The organism is Coprococcus sp. AF99-45, assembly GCF_027663865.1.
GTDB classification, from domain to species: domain Bacteria; phylum Bacillota; class Clostridia; order Lachnospirales; family Lachnospiraceae; genus Allocoprococcus; species Allocoprococcus comes.
The window spans coordinates 1-24,256 of record NZ_JAQDGZ010000016.1; the positions used below are offsets into that span (position 1 = coordinate 1).

Below are 24,256 nucleotides of genomic sequence, written 5' to 3' on the forward strand. Positions count from 1 at the left end.
GTGGAGTTTTGCTCATGGCTATATATACATTATATGGAGGTGAATTTTATGCAAACACAGGTAAAAGCATGGGGAAATAGTCAGGGAATCAGACTTCCAAAAGATATTTTACAAGAGGCCAATGTAGAAATAAATGATATGCTGGAAGTAAAAGTATCGGATGGTATGATTATGCTTGTTAAGACTTTCAGGCATCAAAAATTAGAAGAAAGAGCTGAAAAGTTTGGTGGTAAGTTAAATCTTGATGGAGAATATGAATGGGATAAGCCGGAAGGAAGAGAGGTGTGGTAGAAAATGGAGATACAGCAGGGGGCTGTTTTAAAAGTGGAAAAAATTAAGGATCCTGTATTTGTTGCAAGTAAAAATTTTTTTAATCAGTCGGGAGAAATAATTGGCTGTCCAATATTAGGAGAGAGTACAGAAAGCCCACTTCACATTTATGTTGAAATGGATGAAAATAAAGGTTATATCCAATGTGAACAAATGAAAATGTTAGACTTGAGAGTCAGGGGGTATAAAATAATAGATCGTGTAAAAATGGCAGATGTAATTAATGTAACAGACGCAATACAGAGTATATTCGACTATATATAAATGCAGGGAACCAATCCGAAACCCTGCATTCATAATATCTGCTATTAAGCCATCATTCCTGTGAGAATATCATTCACAAGCTTTCCGTCAGCTTTTCCTTTTACTTTCGGCATCAGTTCTTTCATAATACGTCCTTTATCCTTTGGTGTCGGAGCATCAATTCCAAGACCGGAAAGGACACCTGCGATCACTTCTTTGATCTCAGCTTCGTCCATCATCTTCGGAGCATACTGCTCAAGAACAGCGATACGTTTCTCGCATTCTTCAATAATGTCTGTACGATCAGCAGGAGTCATCTCCAGAGTTTCTTTTGTCTGTTTGATCTCTTTTAAGATAACCTGAACTTCTTCTTCTTCGGTAAGATCGGCACGTTTGTCGATGGCTTTGTTCTTAAGGGCTGCAAGAAGAGCAGATAATGTCTCTTTTGTGTCCTTATCCTTTGCTTTCATGGCTGCGACCATAGCGCTTCTTACTTCATCAATTTTACTCATTGTATATTCCTCCAAACTTGAGGCAAAATGCCTGTCTGCACTTTATTGTAGCAGATGGGAAAAGAATTTTCAATCTCTGGAAGAGGAAAACTTGGGTGGCTATTTTTCAAAAAGTGCGGTATACTGATAGGAATGAATCAGGGATAGATGAGAGGTTAAGCGATAGGATGAGTGGCTGTACATTATGTCCGCGGATGTGTGGGGCGGACAGGGAGAATGGAAAGACAGGTTTTTGCGGAGAGACAGGGGAGATCCGGGCGGCGAGAGCGGCGCTTCATATGTGGGAGGAGCCCTGTATTTCTGGAAAGGAAGGATCAGGGACGGTCTTTTTTACGGGATGTACCTTAAGATGTGTGTTCTGTCAGAACCATGAGATTGCGGGAAGCAAGGTTGGCAAAGTGATCTCAGAAGAGCGGCTTGCGGAGATCTTTCTGGAACTGCAGGGGAAAGGTGCGAATAATATCAATCTTGTGACGCCGACGCATTTTGTGCCGCAGATCATCCGGGCGCTTCAGAGTGCGAAGGAGCAGGGGATGTATTTGCCGGTTGTTTATAATACAGGCGGTTACGAGAGAATGGAAACTTTGAAAATGCTGGATGGTCTGGTGGATATTTACCTGCCGGATTTCAAATATTTAAATACAGATCATGCGAAAAAATATTCGATGGCGGAGGATTATCCGGAGATTGCGAAGGCGGCTCTTGCTGAGATGGTAAGACAGACAGGAGAGCCGGTATTTGATGAGCGCGGAATGATGAAGCGTGGCGTGATCGTGCGTCATCTGCTTTTGCCGGGATGTCTTGCGGATGGAAAAAGAGTGGTGAAATATTTGCATGAAACTTATGGAAACCGGATTTATATGAGCCTGATGAGCCAGTATACGCCACTGGAGAGTCTGGATGCGGTAAAATATCCGGAGCTGAACCGGAAAGTGCCGGAGTATGCGTATGAGAAACTGGTGGACTATGCGATCTCGCTTGGTGTGATGCAGGCGTTTATACAGGAAGGGGATACGGCAAAGGAGAGCTTTATTCCACCGTTTACACTGGAAGGAGTATAGGAAAGGAGATTGATATGAAAAGACAGGTGACAATGGAAGAAATTTCAGATGGAAAATTATATACCAGCAATGATCTGGTAAAAGCAGACTGTGGCGATTGTGAGGGATGCCACGCCTGTTGTACGGGGATGGGAAGCTCAATCGTGCTGGATCCGCTGGATATTGTCCGGATTTGCAGGGGAACAGGAGCGGCTTTTGAGACTTTGCTTGCAGGAAAGATTGAACTGAATGTGGTAGACGGAATCATTTTGCCGAATCTGAAGATGGCAGGAGCGGAAGATGGCTGTGGTTTTCTGACTGAGGAAGGAAGATGTGGGATTCATCCATTTCGTCCGGGAATCTGCAGGCTTTTCCCGCTTGGAAGATATTATGAGGAAAATGGTTTCCGCTATTTTCTTCAGGTACATGAATGTCAGAAAGAGAACCGGGCGAAAGTAAAGGTCAAAAAATGGCTTGATACACCGGAACTGAAAAAGTATGAAGCGTATATTGCCAGATGGCATGGATTACTGATTCAGTTACAGGAATACATTGCAGCACACCCGGAGAGTGCGAAGGCGGTCAGCATGGATGTACTGCAGAGATTTTACCTTACTCCGTATCAGACGGAAGAATTTTACAGTGAATTTTTCCAGAGAATGGACGAAGCAAAAAAGGCATATTGTTAAATACAATTGAAATAATCGGCAGCCAGGGAGATGAATTCTTTGGCTGCTTTTTAATACCCGTTGTGAGGGTGAAGGAAAGGCTGTCCTGTTTTTTGACGAAAATCTGTAAGTAAACTTATTTGTTAAGAATATTTTCTTATATGGACAAACCTGTACACGGATATGGAAGATGTGTGCACAGGAATCCGTGTCTGGGATTTAAAAATATCACAACTGCAAGGCAAGATATAAAAGCACCGCATCCTTGAAAACACGCGGATTCAGCCTGCATTTCTGATAAATATGATTCAGCTTGTACTGCACTGTGTTTTTGTGAAGAAACAGCTTCTGGCTGGTTCCGAGAAGAGACATATTTGCTTCAAAGTAAGTCTGAAGCAGATTTTTTTCTTCATCAGAAAGTGCAGAGATCGTTTTTTGCAGATAAGCATTTTTTTCCTGCTCCGAGATGGAAGAGAGCAGAATTTCCAGTGTCATATCATCGAAAAAAGCAATCCCGTTTTCCGAACTCCGGCAGTATTTCAGCGCAGTGAGTGCAGACTGGTAAGAAAGAGAAAGCTGGAAAAGCTGACATTTCTTTCCGACTGCAATGGAGAGCAAAGCTCCACAGTTTGCGGTAAAATCAGCCAGTATCTGATAGAGAGCGGCTTTGCCGGAGTTTTCCAGCACGGCAAGATATTCATTTGGATAATAAAAGGTATAAAGAGTAATACCAAGCGTGCCGAAAAGTCCGATGATCTTCTGTTCAAGGGAAGAAGAGTTGTTGTGTCCATCCGGTGATGACTGGATGATCAGAAGCCGTTTCTTTGTCCCTGGATTTACCTGAAGATCTGAAAGGCAGGTGTCCAGATAATCCGGATCAGCAATCTCATTCCGGATCAGGGCATCGATAACAAAGTGTTTTTTATCTTCCAGAGAGCGGCTCAGTCGGTTCAGCTCTTTTTCACGGATCAGCAGATGGGTAATCCGGTCGGCAAGATGGACGTACTGGCGGACCTGGTCCGGTTCTCCGGTAATTCCGATTACTGCAAGAAAACTGCCGTGATAATAGAGTGGCATATTGATCCCTTTTTGTGTTCCGGGAAAATCATCATCTGAAAAAACTTCGATTGTCTGTTCTGTCTGGGCGGCTTTGTGACCGATGGCATGAAACGTACCAATCCGGTCGGCGTTGGTACTTGCAAAAATCATTCCCTGCTTATCGATAAAATTGATATCCTGTCCGCAGGTGTCTTTGATTGTGTTTACTACCTGAAAGGCAAGTGATTTGTCTAACTTCATTTTAAACATCCTCCGATTTTGGAAAAGAAGTTGTGGGAATGATGCAGATGCTTATCCAGCATTTAACAGGATAAAGAGAACGGTATCATTACCACTTATTTAAGAATTGTAGCATTATTTGGAGAGAGGAACAAGGTGGAAAGGTACAAGGGGAAGAATTGTAAAGAATACATAAAAAAAGTACATAGGTATTGATGAAAGCGTCAATAGAATTTGTGTCTTTTTTTCGTACAATAGCATTGTCAGATAAATGACAGCGCGCTGACATAATGAACGAGTAGAGGAAAGATTAGTAAAGAGGTAACCAAATATGAGCGAATCAACTAGAATAATGCTGGGACTGGCAATCGGTAAAAAGAAAGAAGAATGGGCACTTGCAATTCGGTTTGGAAAGTGTCCCTTTATGGATAATATGTAGGCAATTTGCGTTATGGAAGTTGCCTGTATATTTGTCATTACTTAAAACTACATAGGCGGATTGTTTACGGCAAAACTTAATCTGCAATATTTGCGATCACTGAGAGGTTTGCAGAGTCATCCAGAGAAATGGTAACAGAAGAACTGTTATCAATGGTTCCGGAGAATGTGTTAGAAAAGGATGTCCCATTTGCAACTTTTCCGGAAACATGGATAGAATAAACACTGGATCGAGGAAGTTCTACAGTTTCGGAAGAACTTGTCTTCACAAGTGAAAGCTCTTCATTTGATGAAGAATCATTGTTACAGATGAAATGAAGATCTGTCAGGTCGTAGATTGTTGTGTTGTTGATGGTCAGTGTAGGAAAAGAAGAAAATCATAAAGAAAAGAGAGTATTTCTGTAAAAACTATACAAAAACACTCTCTGAAATTTGTAAATAATATTAAAACTATAACAGACGGAATACCTGTTCTACAGCTGCTGTCATATTTGATTTTGCATTTTCGGGATCCATTGCTTCAGCTAGTGTTGTGATCCCACGAACGATCGGGAAGAATGCATCGATTCCGGCCGCATTGCAGGCTGTTGCTTCCGGGGTGACGCTTCCGGCAAAAGCAACGACTTTGGAGCCGTATTTTTTTGCAAGTCTTGCCACACCGACAGGAGCTTTTCCCATAGCGGTCTGGTGATCGAGGCGTCCCTCGCCGGTAACAGTGATATCTGTATCTTCTAATTCTTTTTCCAGTTCGACAGCGTTAAGAATCAGATCGATTCCAGGAGTCAGCGTAGCATTTAAATAACTGAGAAATGCAAAGCCAAGACCACCTGCAGCACCAGCACCTTCTGCAGATGCATAATCATTATGAAGAAATTTGGAGGTAATAGAAGCATAATGATTCATTGCCTGATCCAGTTCTTCTGCTATTTCCAGTGTGACACCTTTTTGCGGACCATAAATATAGGTAGCTCCGTTCTTTCCGCAAAGTGGATTAGTTACATCACAGGCAATATGAAAATTGCATTCTTTGAGAATTGGGTTAGCTTTTTCTATTATAATAGAAGATACCCGTTCAAGCGCCTGTCCGCCTTCGCCGACATCCTGTCCATTTTCATCGGAAAATTGATAGCCAAGTGCCTTAAGCATTCCAATTCCACCATCATTTGTTGCGCTTCCTCCAATTCCAATAATGAAATTGCGGATACCGCGTTCCATGGCATCTGCGATCATTTCACCGACACCGTAAGTGGTTGCAGTAAGTGGATTTTTTTCAGATTCTCTTACCAGGATAATTCCGGCAGCGGCAGCCATTTCGAGGATGGCAGTATTTTTTTCTGCCAAATATCCGTAATGTGCATTTACCGGAGTACCAAGAGGACCAGTCACTGTAAGATCAATACGCTCACCACCAAGTCCTGCAATCAGGGCATCTGTGGTGCCTTCACCACCATCTGCAAGTGGTTTTACGACAACATTCGCATCCGGATGTGCTATTAAGATTCCTTCTTTTGCAGCCATTCCGGCTTCAATCGAAGTGAGACTTCCTTTAAATGAATCAATTGCAACTACAACTTTCATAATTTCTAATCTCCTTATCATTGAATTTATTTTATGATAAATCCAGTGTATCATGGATTGAAGAAAAAAAGAATGTTATAAGAAATAATAAAAAGAATAAATAAACATAAAAATATGTCTCTTATAACATTTGCAAAAAGTGGGATATTTCCTATAATATGATGTAAGTGTCAAAAGTAGCAATTGCGTTTGTGCTTGCACAAATAAGCAATTGATACTTACTGACACGTTGAACACCGAAACCGGAATAAAATGGTGTGGATAGGCTATTTTATGGGAGTTTGAGGTGTTCGAGGATTGCGGGAATTGCATGGCAATGGGGCAATCCGGTTACATCAGTGAGTGGAAAAATTTATTTTTGACACTCATATCATAAGATAGTAAAAACAGACAGTAAGGAACAGAAAAACAAAATGCAGGGAGTGGAAATCATGAATAAAAAGGAGATAAAACTGAGTAATGGATGTGATTGCCATTCCAAGAAGTGGAAGGGCAGAACATGTACTGCAGAACTTGGAGGCGGGAAAGGTTCATCTGACAGCGGAGGAATATGCCAGATTAGATGTTGCTTTTCCGGCACCTCGGAAAAAAACATATCTTGATATTGTGTAAATCCCAGTGGAATGTGGACGGTGAGATACAAATTAAAAAAATAGAGAAAGACCACATTTATAGATAAACAAAATAAAACTTATTGAAAATTCAAAAAATTGTTTTGCATTCTTGTTCTTTTTATGATATTGTCTTTAGAGGTACAATAATTCAGGGAGGAACAAGAAATGAATAATTACATGTATCTGGTCCCGATTGCAGCTGTTATTGCTTTATTATTTGCAGCATATCTTGCTGGTAAAGTAGGAAAACAGGATGCAGGTACGGACCGCATGAAAGAGATTGCAGGCGCAATCGCGGAGGGCGCAAGAGCTTTCCTCATGGCTGAATACAAGATTCTGGTCATTTTTGTAGTAGTGCTTTTTGTACTGATCGGATTTGGTATCAGCTGGGTAACAGCAGTATGCTTTGTAATTGGAGCACTTTTCTCAACAGTTGCAGGATACTGTGGTATGACAGTCGCTACAAAAGCGAACGTAAGAACTGCTAACGCAGCAAAAGAAAGCGGAATGAATAAAGCATTATCAATCGCTTTTTCTGGCGGGGCCGTTATGGGAATGTGCGTAGCAGGTCTTGGAGCACTTGGCGTAAGCCTTGTGTACATTGTTACAAAGAACGTAGATGTGCTTTCAGGATTCAGCCTTGGTGCATCTTCAATCGCACTTTTCGCCCGTGTTGGTGGTGGTATCTACACCAAAGCAGCAGACGTTGGTGCAGACCTTGTTGGTAAAGTAGAAGCAGGTATCCCGGAAGATGATCCGCGTAACCCGGCTGTTATCGCTGACAATGTAGGTGATAACGTAGGTGACGTTGCAGGTATGGGAGCTGACCTTTTTGAATCTTATGTTGGTTCACTTGTATCAGCACTGACTCTTGGAGCAGCAGCAGGAGCTGTATCCGGAGTTCTTTATCCGCTTGCGATCGCAGGATGTGGTCTGATCGCTTCTATCATCGGAACCTTCTTTGTAAAAGGTGATGAGAATTCGAATCCACAGAAAGCTCTCACCAAGGGAAGCTATGCAGCTTCTATCGTAGTTATTGTTGTAGCACTTGTACTGAGTAATGTACTCTTCGGAAAGATGAGTGCGGCAATTGCCGTTATCGCAGGTCTGGTTGTTGGTGTGATCATCGGTAACATCACAGAGTACTACACATCAGCAGACTACAAACCGGTTCAGGGAATCGGAGAACAGTCAGAGACTGGTGCAGCTACTACAATCATCAGTGGTATTGCGGTAGGAATGAAATCTACAGCAATCCCGCTTCTCCTGATCTGTGTAGGTATCTTTGTATCTTACTCAGTTGCAGGACTTTACGGAATCGCACTTGCAGCAGTAGGTATGCTTTCTACAACAGGTATCACAGTTGCCGTTGATGCATACGGACCGATCGCAGACAATGCAGGTGGTATCGCAGAAATGTCAGGATTGGATGAATCTGTTCGTGAAATCACAGATAAGCTTGACTCAGTAGGAAATACAACTGCAGCTATGGGTAAGGGATTCGCGATCGGATCAGCAGCCCTTACCGCACTTGCACTTTTCGTATCTTATGCACAGGCAGTTGGTCTTGAAGCAATCAACCTTCTTGACTACAGAGTAATCATCGGTATCTTTATCGGTGGTATGCTTACATTCCTCTTCTCAGCATTTACTATGGAGTCTGTATCAAAGGCTGCATACAAGATGATCGAAGAAGTAAGACGCCAGTTCCGTGAAAAACCGGGCATTATGAAAGGTGAAGAAAAACCGGATTATACATCATGCGTTGCAATCTCTACCACAGCAGCTCTTCATGAAATGCTGCTTCCGGGTGTGATGGCAGTCGTAGTACCGCTGATTGTTGGTATCGTTCTTGGTGTGGAATCCCTCGGTGGATTACTTTCCGGAGCACTTGTTACAGGTGTACTTATGGCAATCTTCATGTCCAACGCTGGTGGAGCATGGGATAATGCTAAGAAATATATCGAAACAGGACATCATGGCGGAAAAGGAAGCGAAGCTCACAAAGCAGCAGTTGTTGGTGATACAGTAGGTGATCCGTTCAAGGATACATCAGGACCGTCTATCAACATCCTGATCAAACTTATGACAATTGTTTCACTTGTATTTGCACCGTTATTCTTATCAATCGGTGGATTACTGTAAGAATTGAATAAAGTAAAAGAAATCCTTCATTTGCGGGAAACCGCAGATGAGGGATTTTTTTGTAAAAGGCACGAATTATTTGATTTATAAATAAGACGAGCAAATTATAGTTAAATACGATAAGACAATCTATAGAAATAGGACTGGTTTGATGTTAGAATGAAAAAGTGATGTAAGATGACAAAGGAGAGAGAAAAATGATAGAAGAAAGTATGATTCGGGAAAAATTTATAAAAGGATATGATTGCTCTCAGGTCGTTCTGTCTTATTTCGCAGAGAGACTTGGGATTACGGAAGAGATGGCGAATAAAGTCTCGGCTTGTTTTGGAGGTGGAATGATGCATGGGGATACATGCGGTGCATTTACCGGAGCAATCATGGCTGTTGGATTAAAATATGGACACTGGGATGTGAATACTCTGCTTCGGCAAAAAGAAGAAATGATGAACAAATATGCAGAATTTAGAGCATTGTTTCTGGAAAAGTTCGCAACAAACAGTTGCAAAGAGTTATTAGGCTATGATGTATCGCTTCCAGAACAGCTTGAAGAAGCACTTTCGAGTGGCAGAATGCTGGATTTTTGTCCTAAAGTAGTGGAAAGTGTGATTGAAATGTTGGAGGAAATATTATAGATGAAAGATGCACTTATTTTATTTACGAGGGTGCCGATACCAGGACAGACAAAGACCAGGCTGATGCCTTTTCTAACTGGGGAAGAGTGCGCGCGTCTACATGCCTGTTTTGTAAAGGATATATATGAAAAAGCAAAGCAGGTGGATGCGGATATTTTCGTGTTTTTTACACCAAAGGATGAAAAGAAGCTGCTACAGCAAGTTCTTGATAATGAGACAGTATGTCTTCCACAATTTGGTGATGATCTTGGTGAAAGGATGAAGAATGCGATTGGAATCGTACTGAGAATGGGGTATGAGAAAGTAATTCTGATCGGGACAGATATTCCGCAGATTCACCCGGAAACACTAAAAAATGCATTTGATAATCTTGGGGGAAAAGATATTGTGATTCATCCTACATTTGATGGAGGGTACTATCTGATCGGAATGAAAAAAGAATATGATTCTATATGGAAAATTGAACGATACGGAACGAATACAGTTATTTATGATACCTTACAGCACATGAGAAATGAAAAGCTCTCTACGGCGGTAGGTCAGATGTATTATGATGTGGATGATAAGGGAGATTTGTACCACCTGTATGAGGATATTGAAAAGGGAGCAATTTGTAACTGTCCAATTACGATTGATTATCTGGAACTGGGACTGAAAGGAAAGCTGGATAAAAATTATGAATAAGTGGGATTTGGATGCATGTATCCATTGTGGAAAATGTACCAGAAGTTGTCTGTTTCTGGAAAAATACGGAATTGATCTGCCGGTATTAAAAGAAAAACCGGAGCTGGCATATCATTGTTTCTTGTGTGGAACCTGCGGGTGTGTCTGTCCAAAAGGAATTGATGGAAAAGAGATTGCACTTGACAGTCGGAGAAAATTGGTTGAAGACGGAGGTGGGAAGCTTCTTGATAATTCATATGACGGACTGCTCTTAGAAAAGAATCCGTACAAATTTGCAAATTACCGCCATTCAAAAAAGAAAGCAGTTTTTTTTACGGGATGTAATTTTCCGTCTTTTTTTCCGAAAACGACAGATAAGTTGGTGGAAGAATTCGCAAAATATGATGTGGGAGTTGTATATGACTGTTGTGGGAAACCGATTGAAGAACTGGGACTTGTTTCAGAGGCAGCGGGGATCATTGAGCGAATCAACTGGAAATTAAAAGAGTCAGGAGTAGAACAGGTGATCATGGCATGTCCGAACTGCTATTATTTTTTAAAAGGACGACTGGATGCGGAGATTATCAGTGTTTACGAAAAAATGGCAGAGCTTAAAATTGGAAATATTTATCAAAAAGAAAGGATTCCAATGTATTATCCATGTCCGGACCGAAAAGACAGAAAGTTTGAATATGATATGAAGCCATTCCTTGTCGGAAAGGTAGAAGATGCATTCAGAGATGTACAGTGTTGCGGGCTTGGTGGATGCGCAGCTGGAAAAGAAGCGGATGTGGCACAGGCACTGACAGACCGTGTAAAAGCATCGAGGGAGCCGGAACTTTATACATATTGCGCTTCGTGCATCTGTAGTTTCAGAAGGAGAGGATATGAAGATGCAAAGCATTTGCTACCGCTTATTATGGGAATCGATGAAAAGGTACCTCTTGGGAAAACACCTATTTTGAATCGGGCAAAATGTAAATTTAAATAGGGGAGTCGTGGGAAAAGAATGACGATTAAAGAATTAGAGGAATTTCGGATGATTTGTCAAAGAGGAAGTCTTGCGAGGGCTTCAAAAGAGCTTTTTATGTCACCACAGGGACTCAGCCGTGTACTGAAAAATCTGGAAAATGAACTGGAATGTACGTTACTTGACAGGGTTGCCTCCGGGATAGAACTGACAGAGAGCGGACAGAGGCTGTATGATTATGCGAATACGGTTCTTAGCGAATATGACAAATTGAAAAAAGAAATTGATATGATACGTGCGAGTGAGGAAGGGACAGTAGAACTTCTGGTTGCCTATGATATCCTGCGTTACCTGACGCCAGACTGTATTCTGGAATTTCAGAAGAAATATCCGAATGTGACATTTTCTTATATGGAATATCCGGATCGGATCGTAGAGAAAATGCTGCTTGACAAAGAAGGGAATGTGGCATTGTCGATCGGACCATTTGCAGGAGATTGTTTTGATATGAAAAGTTTAAAAAAATGCAGTCTGGGGCTTCTGGTCTATGAAGAACATTCTCTGGCGAAAAAAAGAGAAGCAACTATTCTGGATCTGGAAGGCGAGCCTCTTTATCTTGAAAACAGCAGTTTTAAACTCAATGAGTTTATTCAGAGCAGATGCTGGAACCGGGGATTTGAACCGGATATTGTATTTGAGACAAATGGATTTGATCTCTGCTATAAAATGTGCCGGCTGAAGAGAGGGATTTCTGTGACGATTGACTTTGTCCATGAAGATATGAATACAGAGGGGTTGGTCATGATTCCTTTCGCAGAAGATGATATGATCTGGGAAATCGGTCTTCTTACGCTGAAGGACAGAGCAATGGAATCATCGGTAGAAAAATTCTATAAGTATATAGAAAATTACAATAACTAAACGAAGTGTTGAGGGGTAACAACAAAGCAGGAATGAAAAACAGCGTGCTTTTTGTTAATAATTTGTTATAATGAAGGACGGAGAAAATGAAGGAGGAAAATTTTAATGAAAAAGAGAATTGCAGCGCTGCTTTTAAGTACTGTGATGGCGTTTTCCTTAACAGCATGTGGAAACAGCGCAAAGACAGAAAAAGCAGACAACAAAGAAACCAAGCAGACAACCGAAGCCGTAGAGGATATGAGCTTCGATGAAATGGTGGATGCAGCCAAGGGTACAACCGTTACATTTTACGGATGGGGCGGAGATGATAGCTTAAATGACTGGCTTGACAACTACTATGCACCGCGTCTGAAAGAAAAATATGACATCACACTGGAACGTGTACCGATGGATATTGATGCGATTTTAAGTCAGCTTTCTGGTGAAATTTCAACAGATAAAAAAGATGGCGATATCGATATGATCTGGATCAACGGAGAAAACTTCAAGACCTGTAAAGAAAACAACATGCTTTACGGACCGTTTGCAGAAGAACTTCCGAACTTCCAGTCTTATATTGATACAGATGATGAAGAGACAAATGCAGACTTCTGCTTTCCGATTGAGGGATATGAAGCTCCATACGGAAAAGCACAGCTTGTTATGATCGCAGATACAGCAGTAACACCGGATCTTCCGACAAACACAGATGAGTTCATGGAGTTCTGCAAAGCGAACAAAGGAAAAGTAACTTATCCTGCATTACCTGACTTTACAGGAAGTGCATTTGTTCGTAATGTGATTTACGATATCTGCGGATATGAACAGTTCATGGATATGGAAGCTGATAAAGAGACTGTAAAAGCAGCAATTGAGCCAGCTCTTGAATATCTGCGTGAACTGAATCCATACCTGTGGAATGAAGGAAAGACTTTCCCGAAGGATTCTACGGCACTGACCAATATGTACTCTGATGGAGAAGTTGTGATGGATATCTCTTATGGTGCATACTCAACAGCTACCAACATTGAAAATGGTACTTACACAGAGACATCTCAGTCTTTTCAGTTCGATAAAGGAACAATTGGAAATACAAACTACATTGCAATTGCAGCAAACTCAGGAAATGTAGCAGGAGCACAGGTAGCAATCAATGAGATGCTTGATCCGGAAGTACAGGCAGACCGTTTCACAGAGATCCGTACCATTCCGGTTGTAGATTACAACAAATTAAACGATACACAGAAAGAAGCATTTGATAAGGTTGAGATTGGTAAGGGTGTAATCCCTCAGGATGAACTTTTATCAAAACGTCTTCCGGAAATGCCTTCCGCACTTGTACCGATCATCGAAGAGATCTGGGCAGAGGAAGTAGTAGGAAAATAAAATGAAGAAAAAAATGACACCTTATATACTGTTGGTGCCGCAACTTATATTAGGCGTAGTTTTTATTATTGGTCTGGGAACTGGAATCATCCAAAGTTTAGGGGTGATTCCAGCTTTTGGATTAACGGAACCGACGCTGAAATATTATAAGGAGGTACTGACCAGACCGGATCTTTTGCAGTCATTAAAATATAGTCTGTACATTGCATTTATGTCGGCTTTTCTTGCCACAGTAACAGGAACATTTCTGTGTGCAGTTCTGGTGAGTGCCGGAAAAGTGCGCGGAATCATTATGCGGATCGTTCAGATTCCAATCATTGTTCCCCATGTTGTTGTGGCACTCTTTATTGTAAATATTCTTTCGCAAAATGGAATCCTTGCGAGAATCCTTGCAAATGCAGGATTGATTACGGATCAGCAGCAGTTTCCGATGCTGCTCTATGACAGATATGGACTTGGTGTAATTCTTGCCTATCTGTGGAAGGAAATTCCATTCATAATCTATTTTGTGATTGCTCTGATGGCGAATATCAATGGCAGTCTTGGAGAAGCAGCGACCAATCTTGGAGCGAATAAACTTCAGGCCTTCATGAAAGTAACGCTTCCTTTATGTATGAATACAGTGCTCAGTGGTTTTCTGATCATCTTTGTATTTGCACTTGGAGCATATGAGCTGCCGTTCATACTTGGAGCAACGATACCAAAGGCGCTGCCGGTTCTGGCTTATCTGGAATATACCAAACCTGATCTTCGGGCGCGACCGTATGCGATGGCGATCAATGGAATCCTGATCGTGATCTCTCTGATTGCAGCAGTTTTATATTACATATTACTTCGCCGGAGCACGAAGAAGCTGGCAGGTTAGGAGGAACAGGAAGATGAAAAGAAAAAAGAACATCTGGGAAGGCCTGATCATAGGCATTTTTATTTTCCTGGTGATTGTACCAATTCTTACGATCCTTGTCTGGGTAGGGACAGAGAGATGGGCATGGCCGTCACTTATCCCGCAGAAATTTTCGATGAGAGCGGTGAATGGAATACTGAGAAACAGGCAGCAGCTTGTGCGACTTTGTATGTCCAGTCTTTTCATATCGGCTTCGGTCGCGTTCCTGTCGGTTGTGATCGGAACAATGACGGCGAGGGCGCTGGAATGCTATGACTTTTTTGGAAAGCGGCTGTTTTCATTTATGTCGATGCTTCCGTTTCTTGTTCCTGGAACCGTGTTTGCGATGGGGGTTCAGATTACCTTTATCAAATGTGGATTAAGCGGAACCGTTCAGGGAGTCATTATTGTCCATCTGATCTGTTCTCTTCCGTATGCAGTTACGCTGATGCAGGATGGAACAAGAGCAATGGGGGTAAAGCTGGAGGAGCAGGCAAGAGTTCTGGGGGCTGGTGCGCTTCAGGCGTTTTTTAAAGTGACACTTCCGAATCTGTTTCCGATCATGCTTTCTGTGTTTTCGATGGCATTTGTTGTTTCGTTCAGTCAGTATTTCCTGACGTTGATGATCGGCGGGGGAAATGTCAAAACATTTGCGATCGTCATGGTTCCATATCTCGGAAGCGGAGAACGTAATTTTGCCAGCATTTACAGTGTGATATTCCTGGTGATCATGCTTCTGGTGTTTGGAATACTGGAATGGATCGTGGGACGTTTTACAAAGGCACAGGAAGTAGAATATTATTAGGCAGGAGGAGCACATGAGTCTTACAATTAAAGAACTTTGTGTAGATTTACAAAAGACAAGAATACTGAAGAATATAAATCTGGAGATTAGAACGGGAGAATTTGTTTCGCTTCTTGGCGCTTCAGGCTGCGGAAAGACAACACTGTTAAAAAGCATTGCAGGTCTTCTTGAAACGCAGGAAGGGGATATCCGGATCGATGACACATCGATTACAAATCTTGCACCGGAAAAAAGAGGAACCGTGATTGTTTTTCAGGATCTCAGACTGTTTCCGCATATGACGGTAGAACAGAATATCAGCTTTTCGATGGATCTGAAAAAAATCCCGAAAAAAGATAAGCAGGCGCAGGTAGGAGAACTGTTAAAAGCTGTCCAGCTGGAAGGATTTGAGAAGCGTAAGATCCGGGAAATGTCCGGTGGACAGCGTCAGAGGGTCGCGCTGGCAAGAGCGCTTGCGGCAGATCCGAAAATTCTTCTTCTTGATGAACCATTTTCAAGCCTGGATGAGAATCTGCGGTGCGAGATGGCAGATCTGGTAAGAAAGCTGCATCATGAGATGGGTCTTACGGTCGTTATGGTCACGCATGATAAAGAAGAAGCGATGAAGGTGTCTGACCGGATCGCTCTGATGAAAGCTGGAGAAGTGCTTCAGTATGATAAGCCGGAGAGGATGTTCTACCATCCAGAGTCCAGAGCGGTGGCAGATTATATGGGACAGACAAATTATATTTTTGGGAAAGTGGAGAATGGCAGATTCGTAAGCCGGGCAGTTTCATTTGAGACGCAGAAAGCGGAAGGAGAGTATGAACTGATGGTCAGACCATCGGCGATCACGCTGACCGTAGATGAGACGGAAAGAATGTATCAGATTGAAGAAGTTATGTTTGAGGGGGAAACAGCAGAAATCCTGTTGAAGTATGCAGATGGAAAGCTGACAGTATGGATGCTTCACCGTGACTGGATGAAACTGGGGGTAAAAACAGGAGAACTGGTTGGCATCAAAATTGATGAAAGACAGGGGATTTTGTTTCAGAAGTGATAAAAGGAGAATGGTATGCGAAAAATAATTCATGATTGTGACTGTACGTTTGGAATTAACGGGTGTGATGTAGATGATGGACTGGCACTGCTGTATCTTCTGGGGGATCCGGAAGCAGAGGTCCTGGGAGTGACGACAACTTATGGGAACAATACGCTGGAGAAGGTTTACGAAAATACAAAGAAGTTTGTAAAGAAAATCGGGCATGACGAGTTGCGCGTTTACAAAGGTGGAGCAACACCGGGAGAAACCGAAAGTGAAGCGGCACATTATCTTGCCGAGATGGCAGAAAAGTATGCCGGGGAGCTGGAAATTCTGGTGACGGGTTCCGTGACAAATCTTTATGGAGCCTGGAAACACAATCCTGAGTTTTTTCATCAGGTGAAGAGTATCGTATTGATGGGAGGAACAACAGAACCACTGATCTTTGCAAAGCGGGAAATGGATGAACTTAATTTCTCCTGTGATCCGCTGGCAACTTATACGACACTTACCAGTGGAACGGATGTTGCGGTTATTACGGGTAATAATTGCCTGAAGGTACTTTTTACAAGAGAAGAGTATGAAAGAGAACTTTCGGATCTGAGTAAGGGAGTTGTAAGGCTGATCAAGAATGAGACGGATTACTGGTTTGACAATAACTGGGATGAATATGGAATTCCCGGATATTATAACTGGGATGCGATTGCTGCGGCTTACATGATGCATCCGGAACTTTTTGAGATACAGAGAGTGGACATGCAGCTGTCAACAGAAAAGCTTACAAAGGGAAGACTGATTTTGGCAGAGGATGAAACGAAAAAGAACTGCACCCTCAAGATCCCGGTGATTAGAGATGCGGACGAGTTCCGTAGAAATCTGTATGATACCTGGATGAACGTAGAAATTGAAACCGTGAAGTAGAGATGAAAATATCAATTATTATACCAACATACAATGAAGAATCGACAATTGAAAGGCTGATGGAGACACTGGAGCCGCTGAATGAAAGATGTGAGATTCTGTTTGTAGACGGGGGAAGCACGGATGGAACACTGGCACTTTTGAAGGACCGGTATCCGGTGATTCAGTCCCCGAAAGGAAGGGCAAAGCAGATGAACATGGGAGCGGAAGAAAGCAGTGGAGATGTACTTTTTTTCCTGCACTGCGACAGTGAAGTTCCACCTACAGCATTAGAAGAGATTGAGACTGTAATGAAAAAATACCGGGCAGGGTGTTTTGGAATTGCATTTCATTCATATAACTTTTTTATGTTCACCTGCAGGGTGATCTCCAATCACAGGATTAAAGACAGAAAAGTAATGTTTGGAGACCAGGGGATTTTCATTGACCGGAAGTTGTTTTTTGAAGTGGGAAAATTTCCAGAGATGCCGATTCTGGAGGATTATCAGTTTTCACTGATCCTCAAAGAAAAAGGGATTCCGCTTGGGATGACAAGACACAGGATTTATACTTCAGACAGAAGATTTGGCGGAAATACAATCGAAAAGCTGAAAGTAATGTGGCTTATGAACCGGCTGAGAGCCATGTACCGGGATGGTGTTCCGGCAGAAGAGATTGCAAAATTATATAAGGATGTCCGTTAGGGAGTCTGCTTTATGCAGACTCCTTTACTTATTCGGAAAATCAATAAAAGAAATAGAGAAAATCAATGATAAGTGTAAGGGATTTGATTGAATAAAGACTGAAAAAATAATATAATTATAATTTAAAGGGGAAGAAAATATGTCAGTTTATATTCAAAATTTTGTCAAATTTAAGCCGTTTTTAAAAGAACTGGTTTCAAGAGACGTGAAGGTGAAATACCGGCGTTCCATACTGGGGGTTTTATGGACACTGCTGAATCCACTTCTTATGATGACGGTTTTATCCATCGTTTTCTCAAATCTGTTTAAATTTGATATAGAGAATTTTCCGTTGTATTTGTTATGTGGGCAGGTTATTTTTAACTTTTTCAATGACGCTACGACAAATGCAATGTCAGCAATTATCGGGAGTGCATCTCTGATAAAGAAGGTGTATGTACCGAAATATGTATTCGTGATGTCAAGGGTGTGTTCCAGTCTGATCAATCTGATGGCATCCTGTGCAGCGTTATTTCTGATTATGATCGGTATGTGTGCGGAGCTTCACTGGACAATGCTTCTTTCAGTTGTGCCACTTTTTTTGCTGGTGGTTCTGGCTCTGGGGATTGGACTGATTCTGGCGACGATTGCGGTGAAATACAGGGATGTTCTGCACTTGTATTCGGTGCTGATGGCAGTGCTGATGTATCTGACACCGGTTATCTATCCAATGTCGATTCTGCCGGAATGGTTATACCATCTGGTAATGATAAACCCTCTGACCAGTATTCTGATCATGTTCCGGAATGTTGTGATCTATGGCAGACTTCCAGGTCTGGTGATGTTTCTGGTGACAGCAGCAGAAGCTGTACTGTGTCTTGGAGTGGGATGCTGGGTTTTTTATAAGCATCAGGATGGTTTTATCTTTGATTTGTAGGAGTAAGGATGGAGAAAAAAGTAATTGTAAAAGTAGAAGATGTTTCCATCAAATTCAGTCTGGCATCAGAGAAATTTGATGGATTTAAGGAATATTTTATACAGAGAGTAAAGAAAAAGATTACCTATCAGGATTTCTGGGCACTGCAGGATGTGTCGTTTGAAGTCTATAAAGGAGAAACACTGGGACTGATCGGTGTAAACGGAAGTGGAAAAAGTACGATGTTGAAAATCATTGCCGGTGTCATGAAACCAACCTGTGGCAGTGTTAAGACTTCCGGTGTGATCGCGCCGCTGATCGAACTGGGAGCAGGGTTTGATTTTGACCTGACTGCGAAGGAGAACGTATTTCTGAACGGGACGTTGCTTGGATATACCAGGGAATATCTGGAGGAGCACTATGAAGAGATTGTAGAGTTTTCAGAACTGGACCAGTTTATGGATGTACCGGTGAAAAATTTTTCATCGGGAATGTTTTCGCGTCTCGCGTTTGCGGTAGCAACAATCGGACAGCCGGATATTCTGATCGTGGATGAAGTATTATCGGTAGGCGATTTCCATTTTCAGCAGAAATGTGAAGCAAGAATTAACCGGATGAAGGAGAATGGAGCTACGATTTTGTTTGTTTCGCATAATATGGAGCAGGTGAGAAATCTGTGCAGCCGGATTGTATGGCTGGAACATGGAAGAGTTCGCAGTATCGGGGATGCAGATGAGTTGTGCAGAGAATATCAGGAAGCAGAATAAGAGGGAAAAATGAAAAAAATAAAAAAGATGGCAGCAGTCATTATACTGATTCTGATTGCATTTATTTATGGGCATATTCATAAGACCCATGCGATTTATGACCGGACGGTTGAAAATGATCAGTATATCATGCTGGACGGATCACAGAGTCAGATAACACAGGAGTTTATCTGTGAGGAAGATTCGCTGGATGGAATTCAGGTGAAATGCCAGAATTTGCAGGAAGATCCAGAAGCAGAGATCCGAATTTATCTTCAGGATTGTGAAAATGGAGAAACGGTTGCGGAATCTGTGAAGAAGGTGGGAGATATAAAAACGGGCAAATTCAATGAATTTTCGTTTGATACGGTAACCAGATGCAGGGGGAAGGCGTATAAAGTAGTATTTGAAAAAGATTCTATTGCACTTTATACGGAAAAGACATCAGAGGAAGGAACAAATTTGAAAATAAATAGTGAAGAAAGTGAAGGAACTTTAATTTTAAAGACGGTTACATATCGGTTTGATATAGAAACATTTTGTGTATTTCTGCTGTTAGTATTGTATATCTGTGTTTTCTTTCAGTTTTTGAACTGGTTATTTTCCAGATAGTGTGGAAGTGAGAGGATTTGAAAAATGGAAAATGCTTTTTATATCGCAACATGTCGGTTTCATGTAAAAGAAAAAGACAGATTACTTATTACGGGATATTTTCTGGATAACAGACCAGATGGAAACCGGATTGAAATCCGGCTGGATGGAAAGAAACTATTTTATACAACGGATGGAATCCGTCTTCATCCGTTGAAGTTCCGTAAGATAAGAAAAAGACTTATAACCAAACAGTTTTTTCTTTGGATACATCTTCCGAAAGACTGGAGAGAAGCGTCCAGACTGGAAGTATTGCAGTCGTATCGTGGAAAAGAAGAATTGATGAAGACCTTTGCAGTCAGTGAATTGAAGAACCTGGAGAAATGGCTGGCAAACAGCATAGATAAGGTGAATACTGAAGAAAAAGGATTTTCAGTCGAGGGATGGTATTATAGAAGGAAAAATGCATCGATTCGGTTTCTGGATGAGAATCAGAATGAACTGGAGATGAAAGAAGAAAAAATCCGGCGTCTGGATGTGCTGCGAGAGTATCCGGAATGTAAAAAGGAAGAGATTGCCGGGTTTAAGGCATTTTATGAGGAAGGTATTCCGCGAAAACTGGAAGTATGCTTTGAAGAAGAAGAGAAAAATGCGGAAGAGATCATGAATCTCAAAAGAAAACTGCGACGTCAGAAAATGCTGGATGATTTTCGCAAAGTCAGAATCTATTATCGTCAGTTTGGAATCCGTGCAGCGTTTATCAGGGCGGGTGACAAATTGAGTGGGAAAAACGGTACAGAGTATGAAGAATGGCTGCGAAGACATGAGCCGTCCAGGATCAGACTGTACCGGCAGAAGAGAAAGCAATTTACCCGGATGCCGAAGATTTCGATTGTTGTTCCTCTTTACCGGACACCGGAAAGATATCTGCGGGAAATGCTGGATTCTGTAAGAGGACAGTCCTATCAGAACTGGGAGCTCTGTCTTTCAGATGGAAGCGGGGAAGATTCGTCGATTGCAGGGATTCTGGAAGAATACACAAAGAAGGATAGCCGAATCCGGGTGAAGGACAATAAAAAACAACTGCATATTTCGGATAATACAAATGTGGCACTGGATATGGCAACGGGAGATTATATCGCTTTTATGGATCATGATGATCTGCTGACACCGGACGCATTGTATGAGTGTGTGGCAGAATTGAATGAATATCCGGATACAGAGCTTATTTATACGGATGAAGATAAGATTACGATGGATGGAGAAGAGTATTTCTTCCCTCATTTCAAATCGGATTTTAATCCAGATATGCTTTGTACAACAAATTATTTCTGTCATCTGGTGGTTGTTAAAAAGGAATTATATCAGGCGGCAGGAAAATTGAACGGCGAATACGATGGTGCACAGGACTATGATTTTGTACTCCGGTGTGTTGAGAAGACCGATAAGATCCGGCATATACCGAAAATCCTATATCACTGGCGAGCATGCGAAGGATCTACAGCAGGCAGTGCAGACAATAAATCCTATATTGTGGATGCAGGTGCAAAAGCGGTAAGAGCGCATTACAGAAGAATGGGAATTGAAGCAGAAGTCATTCCAACGAAGTATCCGGGAATGTACCGGACGAAATATCCGGTAAAACAAACACCTAAGATATCGGTTATTATTCCGAACAAAGATCACACAGATGATCTGATCAAATGCCTGCGATCGATCCGGGGAAAAAATACCTATGAGAATATAGAAATTCTTGTTATAGAAAATAACAGCCAGAAAAAGAAAACGTTTAAAGATTATAGAAGGATCATGCATGAGTATCCAAAAGTTAAGGTTTTGTACTGGAAAGGAGAAGGATTCAATTATCCGGAGATCAATCAGTATGGAATTGATCATGCGACCGGCGAATATCTGCTGTTTCTGAACAACGATACAGAAATGATCGGCAATGACTGTATTAAAGAAATGTTGAGCTATTGTATGCGGGAAGATGTAGGTGCTGTCGGGGCGAGAATGTATTATGAAGATGGAACGCTTCAGCATGGAGGAGTGATCATCGGGCTTGGAGGAGTGGCAGGACATGCATTCCTTGGAATGGACGGAGATTCGCCGGGATATTTTGCGAGGGCGCAGGTGATCCATGATCTGAGTGCAGTGACAGCAGCCTGTATGATGATAAAAAAACAGGTGTATGAAGAAGTCGGAGGATTTGATCCGAAGTTTGCGGTGGCATTTAATGACGTAGATCTGTGTCTGAAAATACGGAAAGCAGGATATCTGATCGTATATGATCCATATGCGGAACTGATTCATTATGAGTCCAAGTCAAGAGGATATGAAGACACAGAGGAGAAAATTGAACGTTTTAACAGAGAAATTAAATTGTTTCAGACTAGGTGGAAAAAGATTCTGGAAAATGGAGATCCGTATTACAGTCCGAATCTGACACTGGATCATAATGACTTTGGACTGAATCATCTGGCAAAAGTGGAGAGGAGATAGGAGATGTTCAATAAAATGTCTCTGTATCGGGTAAAAAAAGGGCTTGTATATCTTCGGTACTTTGGACCAAAAGAGTTTATGATACGTTTAAAAGAAAGGATCCGTTTTCAGAAGATTGATTATGAAAAATGGTATCAGAATCACAGGCGGACCAAAGAAGAGATGGAAAGACAAAGACAGGAAGCGTTTTCGTATGCACCCCTGATCAGTATTGTTGTTCCGGTATATCAGGCACCGGAAGAATTTTTGAGACAGATGATTCTGTCTGTATGCCGTCAGACGTATAAAAATTGGGAATTATGTATGACTGTTTCAGATGAAGAGAGACACAGAATGGAAGAAATTCTGGAAGAGGATGAGTTCAAAGAAAAAGCGATTCACCTGATCGGTATTTCAGAAAACAGAGGAATTTCTGAAAATACAAATGCAGCGATAAAGGAAGCTACCGGAACATATATCGGTTTTTTGGATCAAGATGATCTGCTTGCGCCGGATGCATTGTACGAGATGGTAAAGAAGTTGAATGAGTATCCGGAGGTCGGACTTCTTTATTCAGATGAAGATAAAGTGACGGCAGATCTGAAAAAACATTTTCAGCCGCATTTTAAACCGGATTTCAATCTGGATCTGTTGCGGGCGAATAATTATATCTGTCATTTTTGTGTGATAAAAAAAAGTCTGATTGAAGAAATGGGCGGTCTGAGAAGTGAATTTGACGGAGCGCAGGATTACGATTTGGTTTTCAGGTGTGTGGAAAAAACGATAACGGCGCATGTGCCGAGGATTCTTTATCATTGGAGGGTACATCAGGTTTCTACTGCGGACAATCCAATCAGTAAAACTTATGCATTTGAAGCTGGACAGCGTGCCATAGAAGCACATCTGCTAAGATGTGGTGAACATGCAGAAGTTTTACCGGAACTGGATAGAGGGTTTTATCGTGTCCGGTATAAGGTGCAGGGGAATCCGAAGATTTCCATTCTGATTCCCAATAAAGATCATGTGAAAGATCTGGAAAAATGTCTGCAGTCCATTTCCAAATCGATTTATAAGAATTATGAGATTACGATTATTGAAAATAACAGTAAAAAGGCAGAGACGTTTGCTTACTATGATAAAATAGAATCGGACCATATCCGAATTCTGAGATGGGATGGGCCATTTAATTATTCGGCGATCAACAACTACGCAGTAAGCGAGACTGATGGAGAATATCTGGTACTTCTGAATAATGATACAGAAGTGATTGGAAAGGACTGGCTAGGAGAAATGCTTGCGAACTGCCAGAGAAAAGAAGTCGGGATTGTCGGAGCAAAGCTTTATTATCCAAATGGTCAGGTGCAGCATGCTGGAGTCATTGTTGGGATTCGGGGAATTGCTGGTAATATGTTCCGGGGACTTCCAAAAGGTTATTCCGGGTATCTGCACAAAGCAAGTACTCAGCAGGATTTGTCAGCGGTGACCGCAGCATGTATGATGGTAAAGCGTTCTGTATATGAAGAAGTGGGTGGATTTGAAGAGCAACTTGCAGTGGCGTTCAATGATATTGATTTCTGTCTGAAGGTACGCAGATGTGGATATCTTGTAGTGTATGATCCTTATGTGAAACTGTATCATTATGAATCCAGATCGAGAGGGGCAGAAGATAATGAGGAAAAGATCAGAAGATATCAGTGTGAGATTGATTATGTACGCCGGAACTGGTCTGAAATCATGGAAAAAGGAGATCCGATGTACAATCCTAATCTTACGCTGGTGAAGTGTGATTATTCTTTGCGTGAAAAAGAAGATGGATAGAGAAAAGATGGTGGT

The 24,256-nt window shown here is 41.7% G+C and carries 24 protein-coding genes and 1 pseudogene; 21 read left to right on the top strand and 4 right to left on the bottom strand.

From position 1 onward, the window contains the following. Positions 1-48 precede the first annotated feature (48 nt). Both PGR14_RS11285 and PGR14_RS11290 read left to right on the top strand, forming a co-directional pair. Positions 49-291, top strand: a complete 243-nt coding sequence (locus PGR14_RS11285) for an AbrB/MazE/SpoVT family DNA-binding domain-containing protein (protein ID WP_044998617.1) — start codon at positions 49-51, stop codon at positions 289-291. A gap of 3 nt (positions 292-294) precedes the next feature. Next, positions 295-594 carry a type II toxin-antitoxin system PemK/MazF family toxin gene (locus tag PGR14_RS11290; protein WP_022221087.1) on the top strand — a complete coding sequence of 100 codons (300 nt, stop codon included), beginning with the start codon at positions 295-297 and terminating at the stop codon, positions 592-594. Positions 595-638: 44 nt separating this feature from the next. Here the strand turns inward: PGR14_RS11290 and PGR14_RS11295 are convergent, their stop codons facing one another. Then, positions 639-1,085 carry a GatB/YqeY domain-containing protein gene (locus PGR14_RS11295; RefSeq protein WP_008369771.1) on the bottom strand — a complete coding sequence of 149 codons (447 nt, stop codon included), beginning with the start codon at positions 1,083-1,085 and terminating at the stop codon, positions 639-641. A gap of 167 nt (positions 1,086-1,252) precedes the next feature. Here PGR14_RS11295 and PGR14_RS11300 point away from each other — a divergent pair, with 167 nt between their 5' ends. Then, complete coding sequence (locus PGR14_RS11300) at positions 1,253-2,146, top strand: radical SAM protein (RefSeq protein WP_055247748.1); 894 nt, start codon at positions 1,253-1,255, stop codon at positions 2,144-2,146. A gap of 14 nt (positions 2,147-2,160) precedes the next feature. After that, positions 2,161-2,814, top strand: a complete 654-nt coding sequence (locus tag PGR14_RS11305; protein ID WP_055247750.1) for a YkgJ family cysteine cluster protein — start codon at positions 2,161-2,163, stop codon at positions 2,812-2,814. A gap of 207 nt (positions 2,815-3,021) precedes the next feature. Here PGR14_RS11305 and PGR14_RS11310 read toward each other — a convergent pair whose 3' ends face one another. The 3 genes from PGR14_RS11310 to PGR14_RS11320 all read right to left on the bottom strand — a co-directional run bounded on the left by PGR14_RS11310 (position 3,022) and on the right by PGR14_RS11320 (position 6,087). Then, positions 3,022-4,092, bottom strand: a complete 1,071-nt coding sequence (locus tag PGR14_RS11310; RefSeq protein WP_070098624.1) for a CdaR family transcriptional regulator — start codon at positions 4,090-4,092, stop codon at positions 3,022-3,024. 494 nt (positions 4,093-4,586) lie between these two features. Further along, positions 4,587-4,778 (bottom strand): DUF5300 family protein, encoded by a 192-nt coding sequence (locus PGR14_RS11315; RefSeq protein WP_055247754.1) that lies wholly within the window; start codon positions 4,776-4,778, stop codon positions 4,587-4,589. 181 nt (positions 4,779-4,959) lie between these two features. Then, positions 4,960-6,087 (bottom strand): glycerate kinase family protein, encoded by a 1,128-nt coding sequence (locus PGR14_RS11320; RefSeq protein WP_055247757.1) that lies wholly within the window; start codon positions 6,085-6,087, stop codon positions 4,960-4,962. Positions 6,088-6,546: 459 nt separating this feature from the next. Here PGR14_RS11320 and PGR14_RS11325 point away from each other — a divergent pair, with 459 nt between their 5' ends. From PGR14_RS11325 to PGR14_RS11405, 17 genes and pseudogenes are all read left to right on the top strand, one after another. Beyond that, positions 6,547-6,699: a hypothetical protein gene (locus PGR14_RS11325; RefSeq protein ID WP_207642808.1), complete on the top strand. Its 153-nt coding sequence runs from the start codon at positions 6,547-6,549 to the stop codon at positions 6,697-6,699. A gap of 167 nt (positions 6,700-6,866) precedes the next feature. Further along, positions 6,867-8,846: a sodium-translocating pyrophosphatase gene (locus PGR14_RS11330; protein ID WP_055247759.1), complete on the top strand. Its 1,980-nt coding sequence runs from the start codon at positions 6,867-6,869 to the stop codon at positions 8,844-8,846. A gap of 197 nt (positions 8,847-9,043) precedes the next feature. Continuing rightward, a complete protein-coding gene (locus PGR14_RS11335) occupies positions 9,044-9,478 on the top strand; it encodes a C-GCAxxG-C-C family protein (RefSeq protein ID WP_117555895.1) in 435 nt (144 codons plus the stop codon). Next, entirely contained in the window at positions 9,479-10,162 is a 684-nt protein-coding gene (locus PGR14_RS11340) for a TIGR04282 family arsenosugar biosynthesis glycosyltransferase (protein ID WP_022221077.1), read from the top strand. After that, positions 10,155-11,132, top strand: a complete 978-nt coding sequence (locus PGR14_RS11345; protein ID WP_022221076.1) for a (Fe-S)-binding protein — start codon at positions 10,155-10,157, stop codon at positions 11,130-11,132. The genes PGR14_RS11340 and PGR14_RS11345 overlap by 8 nt, the downstream gene beginning before the upstream one ends. An 18-nt stretch (positions 11,133-11,150) precedes the next feature. Continuing rightward, a complete protein-coding gene (locus tag PGR14_RS11350) occupies positions 11,151-12,032 on the top strand; it encodes a LysR family transcriptional regulator (protein WP_055247761.1) in 882 nt (293 codons plus the stop codon). Between the two features lie 105 nt (positions 12,033-12,137). Then, positions 12,138-13,397, top strand: coding sequence for an ABC transporter substrate-binding protein (locus tag PGR14_RS11355; protein WP_008369741.1), 1,260 nt, complete (start codon positions 12,138-12,140; stop codon positions 13,395-13,397). 1 nt (position 13,398) lies between these two features. Next, complete coding sequence (locus tag PGR14_RS11360) at positions 13,399-14,262, top strand: ABC transporter permease (protein WP_008369740.1); 864 nt, start codon at positions 13,399-13,401, stop codon at positions 14,260-14,262. Positions 14,263-14,275: 13 nt separating this feature from the next. Further along, entirely contained in the window at positions 14,276-15,085 is an 810-nt protein-coding gene (locus tag PGR14_RS11365; protein WP_055297509.1) for an ABC transporter permease, read from the top strand. Between the two features lie 13 nt (positions 15,086-15,098). Next, positions 15,099-16,124 (top strand): ABC transporter ATP-binding protein, encoded by a 1,026-nt coding sequence (locus PGR14_RS11370; protein ID WP_055158568.1) that lies wholly within the window; start codon positions 15,099-15,101, stop codon positions 16,122-16,124. Between the two features lie 15 nt (positions 16,125-16,139). Next, positions 16,140-17,027: a nucleoside hydrolase gene (locus PGR14_RS11375; protein ID WP_008369733.1), complete on the top strand. Its 888-nt coding sequence runs from the start codon at positions 16,140-16,142 to the stop codon at positions 17,025-17,027. 5 nt (positions 17,028-17,032) lie between these two features. Then, positions 17,033-17,710: pseudogene (locus PGR14_RS11380) on the top strand (TIGR04283 family arsenosugar biosynthesis glycosyltransferase); the annotation flags it as partial. Positions 17,711-17,849: 139 nt separating this feature from the next. Further along, positions 17,850-18,626: an ABC transporter permease gene (locus PGR14_RS11385; RefSeq protein ID WP_270223415.1), complete on the top strand. Its 777-nt coding sequence runs from the start codon at positions 17,850-17,852 to the stop codon at positions 18,624-18,626. Between the two features lie 8 nt (positions 18,627-18,634). Continuing rightward, a complete protein-coding gene (locus PGR14_RS11390) occupies positions 18,635-19,372 on the top strand; it encodes an ABC transporter ATP-binding protein (protein ID WP_022221069.1) in 738 nt (245 codons plus the stop codon). 9 nt (positions 19,373-19,381) lie between these two features. Continuing rightward, positions 19,382-19,963: a hypothetical protein gene (locus tag PGR14_RS11395; RefSeq protein ID WP_055247767.1), complete on the top strand. Its 582-nt coding sequence runs from the start codon at positions 19,382-19,384 to the stop codon at positions 19,961-19,963. Positions 19,964-19,987: 24 nt separating this feature from the next. Beyond that, positions 19,988-22,444 (top strand): glycosyltransferase family 2 protein, encoded by a 2,457-nt coding sequence (locus tag PGR14_RS11400; protein WP_055247769.1) that lies wholly within the window; start codon positions 19,988-19,990, stop codon positions 22,442-22,444. A 3-nt stretch (positions 22,445-22,447) separates the two neighbouring features. Further along, positions 22,448-24,241, top strand: coding sequence for a glycosyltransferase family 2 protein (locus PGR14_RS11405; protein ID WP_270223417.1), 1,794 nt, complete (start codon positions 22,448-22,450; stop codon positions 24,239-24,241). Positions 24,242-24,256: the final 15 nt, after the last annotated feature.

Bases quoted from the DNA above. Each gene is read 5' to 3' on its own strand.
- PGR14_RS11285 (WP_044998617.1), top strand. From the start codon at position 49: ATGCAAACACAGGTAAAAGCATGGGGAAATAGTCAGGGAATCAGACTT.
- PGR14_RS11290 (WP_022221087.1), top strand. From the start codon at position 295: ATGGAGATACAGCAGGGGGCTGTTTTAAAAGTGGAAAAAATTAAGGAT.
- PGR14_RS11295 (WP_008369771.1), bottom strand. From the start codon at position 1,085: ATGAGTAAAATTGATGAAGTAAGAAGCGCTATGGTCGCAGCCATGAAA.
- PGR14_RS11300 (WP_055247748.1), top strand. From the start codon at position 1,253: ATGAGTGGCTGTACATTATGTCCGCGGATGTGTGGGGCGGACAGGGAG.
- PGR14_RS11305 (WP_055247750.1), top strand. From the start codon at position 2,161: ATGAAAAGACAGGTGACAATGGAAGAAATTTCAGATGGAAAATTATAT.
- PGR14_RS11310 (WP_070098624.1), bottom strand. From the start codon at position 4,092: ATGAAGTTAGACAAATCACTTGCCTTTCAGGTAGTAAACACAATCAAA.
- PGR14_RS11320 (WP_055247757.1), bottom strand. From the start codon at position 6,087: ATGAAAGTTGTAGTTGCAATTGATTCATTTAAAGGAAGTCTCACTTCG.
- PGR14_RS11325 (WP_207642808.1), top strand. From the start codon at position 6,547: ATGGATGTGATTGCCATTCCAAGAAGTGGAAGGGCAGAACATGTACTG.
- PGR14_RS11330 (WP_055247759.1), top strand. From the start codon at position 6,867: ATGAATAATTACATGTATCTGGTCCCGATTGCAGCTGTTATTGCTTTA.
- PGR14_RS11335 (WP_117555895.1), top strand. From the start codon at position 9,044: ATGATAGAAGAAAGTATGATTCGGGAAAAATTTATAAAAGGATATGAT.
- PGR14_RS11340 (WP_022221077.1), top strand. From the start codon at position 9,479: ATGAAAGATGCACTTATTTTATTTACGAGGGTGCCGATACCAGGACAG.
- PGR14_RS11345 (WP_022221076.1), top strand. From the start codon at position 10,155: ATGAATAAGTGGGATTTGGATGCATGTATCCATTGTGGAAAATGTACC.
- PGR14_RS11350 (WP_055247761.1), top strand. From the start codon at position 11,151: ATGACGATTAAAGAATTAGAGGAATTTCGGATGATTTGTCAAAGAGGA.
- PGR14_RS11355 (WP_008369741.1), top strand. From the start codon at position 12,138: ATGAAAAAGAGAATTGCAGCGCTGCTTTTAAGTACTGTGATGGCGTTT.
- PGR14_RS11360 (WP_008369740.1), top strand. From the start codon at position 13,399: ATGAAGAAAAAAATGACACCTTATATACTGTTGGTGCCGCAACTTATA.
- PGR14_RS11365 (WP_055297509.1), top strand. From the start codon at position 14,276: ATGAAAAGAAAAAAGAACATCTGGGAAGGCCTGATCATAGGCATTTTT.
- PGR14_RS11370 (WP_055158568.1), top strand. From the start codon at position 15,099: ATGAGTCTTACAATTAAAGAACTTTGTGTAGATTTACAAAAGACAAGA.
- PGR14_RS11375 (WP_008369733.1), top strand. From the start codon at position 16,140: ATGCGAAAAATAATTCATGATTGTGACTGTACGTTTGGAATTAACGGG.
- PGR14_RS11385 (WP_270223415.1), top strand. From the start codon at position 17,850: ATGTCAGTTTATATTCAAAATTTTGTCAAATTTAAGCCGTTTTTAAAA.
- PGR14_RS11390 (WP_022221069.1), top strand. From the start codon at position 18,635: ATGGAGAAAAAAGTAATTGTAAAAGTAGAAGATGTTTCCATCAAATTC.
- PGR14_RS11395 (WP_055247767.1), top strand. From the start codon at position 19,382: ATGAAAAAAATAAAAAAGATGGCAGCAGTCATTATACTGATTCTGATT.
- PGR14_RS11400 (WP_055247769.1), top strand. From the start codon at position 19,988: ATGGAAAATGCTTTTTATATCGCAACATGTCGGTTTCATGTAAAAGAA.
- PGR14_RS11405 (WP_270223417.1), top strand. From the start codon at position 22,448: ATGTTCAATAAAATGTCTCTGTATCGGGTAAAAAAAGGGCTTGTATAT.